Origin of the sequence: Mesorhizobium sp. M2A.F.Ca.ET.067.02.1.1 (genome assembly GCF_004023285.1) — a bacterium.
In the GTDB taxonomy this organism is placed as follows: Bacteria; Pseudomonadota; Alphaproteobacteria; order Rhizobiales; family Rhizobiaceae; genus Mesorhizobium.
On sequence record NZ_RZSB01000368.1, the window covers coordinates 1 to 5,859 of the forward strand.

The following is a 5,859-nucleotide window of genomic DNA, read 5'->3' on the forward strand; positions in this document are numbered from 1 at the left end:
CGAGCGCGACACGGCGCCCGCCGGTGTCGCCATGTCGGTGCCAGGCCCCATGTCGTCGATCGACGGCTTGGCGAAGAGTGGCTTCTTCACCGGCACGGCGCCGTCGGCGCCCATCTCGTCGAGATGCGGCTTGCGGAACAGGTTGGGCCGGGCGGCCTTGGCCGCTTCCTCGGCGGCGCGCGCTTCGTCGAGCCTGCGGAAGCGCTCCTGTTCCTCGGCGGTACGATGCCTGGCCACGCCCTTGTTGTGCTTGCCCTTCTCGCGGCCCGAAGCGGGGCTCTGGCTTTCCACCTCACGCGCCAGCGGGTCGTCGGAGATGGCAAGCTCCATCTCGCGCAGCCGCTTGATCTCGTCGCGGATGCGCGCGGCCTTCTCGAAGTCGAGATTGGCGGCGGCATCGCGCATCTGCTTGTCGAGCGCCTCGAGATGCGTCTTCAGATTGTTGCCAATCATGGCGCCGGCATCGTCGGTGAACTGCGAGATGTCGGCGCGGACGTGGTCCTTCTCGTAGACGGAATCGAGGATGTCGGCGATGCGCGACTTGACCGATTCCGGCGTGATGCCGTTGGCGGCGTTCCACTCCATCTGCTTCTCGCGGCGGCGGTTGGTCTCCGCCATCGCCCGCTCCATCGAGCTGGTGATCTGGTCGGCATAGAGGATGACCTTGCCGTCGACATTGCGGGCGGCGCGGCCGATGGTCTGGATCAGTGAGGTTTCCGAACGCAGGAAACCTTCCTTGTCGGCGTCGAGGATGGCGACGAAGCCGCACTCCGGAATGTCGAGGCCTTCGCGCAGAAGGTTGATGCCGACCAGCACGTCGAAGGCGCCAAGGCGCAGGTCGCGCAGAATCTCGATGCGCTCCAGCGTGTCGATGTCGGAATGCATGTAGCGAACGCGAATGCCGTTCTCATGCAGGTACTCGGTGAGATCCTCGGCCATGCGCTTGGTGAGCACGGTGACCAGCGTGCGGTAGCCGAGCCGCGTCGTGTCGCGGATTTCGCCGACGACGTCGTCGACCTGGCTCTTGGCCGGACGCACCTCGACCGGCGGGTCGATCAGCCCGGTCGGGCGGATGACCTGCTCGGCGAAGACGCCGCCGGACTGCTCCAGCTCCCAGCCGCCCGGTGTCGCCGAAACGGCGACCGAGAGCGGTCGCATGGCGTCCCATTCCTCGAAGCGCAGAGGCCGGTTGTCCATGCAGGAGGGCAGGCGGAATCCGTACTCCGCCAGCGTCGCTTTGCGGCGGAAGTCGCCGCGATACATGCCGCCGATCTGCGGCACGGTGACGTGGCTCTCGTCGATGAAGATCAGCGCATTGTCCGGGACATATTCGAACAGCGTCGGCGGGGGATCGCCCGGCTGGCGGCCAGTGAGATAGCGCGAATAGTTCTCGATGCCGGCGCAGGAGCCGGTCGCCTCCAGCATCTCCAGATCGAAGCGTGTGCGCTGTTCCAGCCGCTGCGCCTCCAAGAGACGCCCAGCCTTTTCAAGCTCTTGCAGGCGGTGCTTGAGCTCTTCCTTGATCGACTTGATGGCTTGATTCAAGGTCGGGCGCGGCGTCACATAGTGCGAATTGGCGTAGATCTTGACGCTCTTCAGCTCGCCGGTCTTCTGGCCGGTCAGCGGATCGAATTCCGTAATCGACTCGATCTCGTCGCCGAACATCGAGATGCGCCAGGCGCGGTCTTCAAGGTGGGCGGGAAAGATTTCGATCGTGTCGCCGCGCACACGGAACGAGCCGCGCACGAAGTTGATGTCCTGGCGCTTGTATTGCTGGGCGACGAGGTCGGCGAGAAGCGAGCGCTGGTCGAGCCGGTCGCCGACCTGCATCTGGAAGGTCATCGCCGTGTAGGTCTCGACCGAGCCGATACCGTAGATGCAGGAGACCGAGGCGACGATAATGACGTCGTCGCGCTCCAGCAGCGAGCGCGTCGCCGAGTGGCGCATGCGGTCGATCTGCTCGTTGATCGAGGATTCCTTCTCGATATAGGTGTCGGTCCGGGGCACATACGCTTCCGGCTGGTAGTAGTCGTAGTAGGAGACGAAATACTCGACCGCGTTCTCGGGGAAGAACTTCTTGAACTCGGCGTAGAGCTGCGCGGCCAGCGTCTTGTTGGGCGCCAGGATCAGGGCCGGGCGTTGCGTTTCCTCGATCACCTTGGCCATGGTGAAGGTCTTGCCCGAGCCGGTGACGCCGAGCAGCACCTGGGTGCGGTCGTGCCGGTCGACGCCTTCGACGAGGTCCTTGATGGCGGTCGGCTGGTCGCCAGCGGGCTCGAAGTCCGACACCATCTTGATGGCGATGCCGCCTTCCGACTTCTCCGGGCGGGCCGGCCGGTGCGGCGTCCAGAGCTGGCCGTCCTTGTGCAGCGGATTGCCGGATTCGATCAGCGCCGACAGCGCCGCGACGGTCGCGGTGACGCCGCTGGACGAAACCTGCTCTGCATCCTCCAGGCTGATGTCGAGACCGGCTACCGGGTTGAGACCGGCGGCGGCGCGCTCCTTGGCCGAGGCCGCGCCGCCCATCGAGGTGCCGCGCGCCGTGCGCCCGGGCGCCGACGAGCGCTCTGGGATCTTCTTCGGGGCTTTGGCCTTCGGCTGCTTTTCCGCCTCGCGCTCGATCTGCCCAGCCCAATCGGAGATCGAGCCGGTCAGCGGCGCCCCGGTGAAATCAGCCTGCGGCGCCTCGGCGAAGCCGCCGGGATTCAACGGCTCGGCGGCGTCGAGGAAGTCGGTCAGCGGGCTGCGCCGCTTCGGCGCGCCGTCTTGCGAAGGCGTCTTCTTGTCAGGATGTCTGGCCATGGCCCGAATATGGGTGGACTCGGCCGAAATGGAAAGGGGCGAGTGAAAGGGCGCCAGCCGGGCGCGGACGCTGCTGACAGAAGGCTGTCAGCAGAGGCGTCATGATCCGATGTGGCTGGCTAACGCCGACCTCAGGTTCCTCGCCCCGCCAGAGGCGCGGAGAGGTGTCCGCGAAGCGGACGGAGAGGGGCTTCGTAAGGTGGAAGCCCCTTCTCTTCGAGGCGCTTTCGCCGCCCGAACCGACGCTCCCCTCTGCGTCCCGGCTTCGCCGAGCCACCTCTCCCCATTCCATGGCGGCGAGGAACCCAAGACTTGCGACCCTCAGTTGAACCACAGCGCGAATGTCAAAAAGCCGGCGCCGCCGAACTCGCGCTGGATCTGGTCGAAATCGTTGCTGGTGAGGATCTTGCCGTTTTCGAGATAGGGCGCGATGCCGGGGCCGGTGATCGACAGAACGAGGTCGAAGGGTTTCGGCTCGTCGAAGAAGCGCTTCATGTTGATGCCCTTGCCGGCGATGCGGAAATGCGGCAGCAGCACGCGGCCTTCGAGAAGGTCCTCGGCCATGGTCAGCGTGGCGAGCCAAGCGGTTACCTGCTCCTGGCCGACGTCGAGGCCGGTGAGGGGATTGGCGCCTTTCTGCTGCGGTCCCGGCAGCCATTCGCGGTCATTGTCGGTCTCGGCCAGGATCGCTTTCCAGTCTTCGCGCGACAGCCGGATCATCTCCAGCAGATGGCGTCGTGCGGCCTGCCGGCGTTCCGGCTCGACCACCGGCCAGTTGACGAGATGCACCAGCGAGATGAAGTCGGCGAAGCGCCATTCCGAGGCGAACATGTTGCCGCTCATGCCGCCGTCCAGCGGCACCAGGACATCCTGCAGCGGCAGTTTGGCGCGCGGGAACAGCATGTGGAAAGAGCCGTCGAACATGGCCTTGAAATCATGCGACAGCCAGAAATCGGCCTGCGCCATCAGGAACTCGGCATAGCCCTGCAGCCAGAAGCCGTCGGCGCGATCAAAGCGGAAGGTGAGCGAAGGCGCGGCAGCGCTCGTGTCGATGCTGCCATGCGCGAGCGAAGCCATGATCGCGGCGAAGCTTTCGTCGGGCGCTATGGCGCCGTCCTCGTTGAGATCGATACCGGCGCGGGTGAGGTCAACGACCATGCCGATGTCGGCGTTGGCCGGGACGGAACCCAGCGTTGCGGCGGATTTTTCCAGGCGGTCGCGGAAGGAGACCAGGATGGCGCGGAATTCCTCATAGGTCAGCGGCTGCGGGTTGGGATTGTCGGGCACGGGCAGCTGCATCAGCGGCAGCATGAAGGATTTCGGGCTGTCGAAGCCGTGGCGATGCAGGCCGCCGGCGAGGAGCTCGAGCGCGGTGAAGAACTCGCCGGCGCCGGCCGCATAGGCCGCTGCCGGGTCCTTCGCCGCTGCCGCCTCCAACGTCGACAGCGCCGCGTTCCGCTCTGCCACGCTCTTCGCCTCGAACATGGACTTGGCTGCGTCCGGCATCTCCGCCCAGGCGAAGGATGCCGGCAGGAATGCAAACAAGGCTGCTGCAAGGATCGCTCTACGCATCGTCATCGCCCTCCACTGCGTCGTGTTGCAAGCATACACGCATTTGGCTCGTGGCGTCGCCTAGCCCACGCCGATTGGCGGGCTGCTTTCGATACGGCGGCCGGCTTCAATCGGCCGGTCAGACAGTCTAGAGAAAGCAAAACTGGACCTGCCCGTGTCGAATTATCCGCTTTCCTACAAACTGTCCTGGTTGCCACGCCTGCTGCGACCGTCTCTCGGTGGCGACCGAAACGGTTTTGTGGCGCCGGCGGCGAGGTTGATCGATCCGCCGCCCATGCGGACAGTGCGGCTGGCGTTTGTCGGCGACATTTCGGCCGTTGCCAATCGCGATGCCCCGGAATGCGATCCGACGATCGCCGCGCTGCTCTCCTCCGCTGACCTCGTGGTCGGCAATTGCGAAAGCCCTATCGTCGAACGTCCATACACGACCATGGGCACGCGGCTCGGCACGCATCATGCGATGAGCGAGCGTTTCCTGGCCGATGCGCTCGCAGCAGCCGGCATTGCGCGTGACAGGCTGGTGCTGTCCCTGGCCAACAACCACGTGCTCGATCAGGGCATAGCCGGTTTCGAGGAAACGCTTGCGGCGCTCAACCGGCTCGGGATCCGGACCATCGGAACGGTTGCAGGCGGACCTGTCCAGAGTCATGCCGCCGGATCACTGACGATCGGCTTCGCGGCCTTCACGCTCTGGCGCAACACCGGCGCCGCGCCGTTTGAGGAACGGATCTCGATGCAGACCGCCGAATGGCCCCACGACGCCATGTCCGGCGTCGACCTTGCCTGCGCCGTGCCGCACTGGGACTGGGAGTTCCGGCATTTTCCGCGCAAGGCGACGCGGGCGCTGGCGAGGCTGCTGGCGGATAAGGGCGCCGGGCTGATCGTCGGCCATCATGCCCATGTCGTGCAGCCGGTCGAGCGCATCGGTCGCGGGGTCACCGCTTATGGGCTCGGCGATTTCCTCGGCACTGCCTTGGCCAGCACGCCATGGCCCGCACGCATCGGCTCGATATTCGTGGTCGACGTCAGCGCCGATCCGGCCACGCACGGTAGGATCGCCGCCTACCGGCAGCATTTCTTCATGCGACTGCGAGCAGGCAACCACGAGCGGCTGGTGCCGGTGGAGGCTCTGGGCGGCGCGCTCAAGCGGCGGGTTGCGGCCCGGCTGCAGGCGATTTTTCCTGCTCCCGGGGACTAGTCGCCGATCACCGCGGGCACAGGCGACTTTCGCGCAAAAGCCGCTATCATAAGCCGATCTTAGCGCCGACCGGGGATGGCCATGGAAGCAGCGGATTTCATGCCGAACGAGGCGGTGATCGCGGGCATCAGGCGCGGCATCGAGGAGTATGAGGCGAAACGGGCGTCGGCCCAGAGACAGGTCCGCTGGCGGGTACCGGTGTTCGTCGGCCTGGTCGCCGTCTTCGTCGCGCTGATAGCCTGGCTGTTCAACGCCGCCGCCGATCCGCACGAGCAATGGCTCTCGAC

General features: G+C 65.7%; 3 protein-coding genes and 1 pseudogene. 2 read left to right on the top strand and 2 right to left on the bottom strand.

What is annotated here, in order from left to right; translation table 11 throughout:
* Both uvrB and EOA28_RS22295 read right to left on the bottom strand, forming a co-directional pair.
* The coding region (uvrB, locus tag EOA28_RS22290) for an excinuclease ABC subunit UvrB (RefSeq protein WP_128315272.1) at positions 1–2,802 on the bottom strand (2,802 nt) is incomplete at its 3' end.
* Positions 2,803–3,123: 321 nt separating this feature from the next.
* On the bottom strand, positions 3,124–4,380 hold the full coding sequence (locus EOA28_RS22295; protein WP_127386100.1) for a hypothetical protein: 1,257 nt from the start codon (positions 4,378–4,380) through the stop codon (positions 3,124–3,126).
* Between the two features lie 148 nt (positions 4,381–4,528).
* Between EOA28_RS22295 and EOA28_RS22300 the strand changes: the two genes are divergently transcribed.
* Positions 4,529–5,572: a CapA family protein gene (locus EOA28_RS22300; RefSeq protein WP_127253717.1), complete on the top strand. Its 1,044-nt coding sequence runs from the start codon at positions 4,529–4,531 to the stop codon at positions 5,570–5,572.
* Positions 5,573–5,653: 81 nt separating this feature from the next.
* Positions 5,654–5,859, top strand: a pseudogene (locus EOA28_RS22305) (hypothetical protein); the annotation flags it as partial.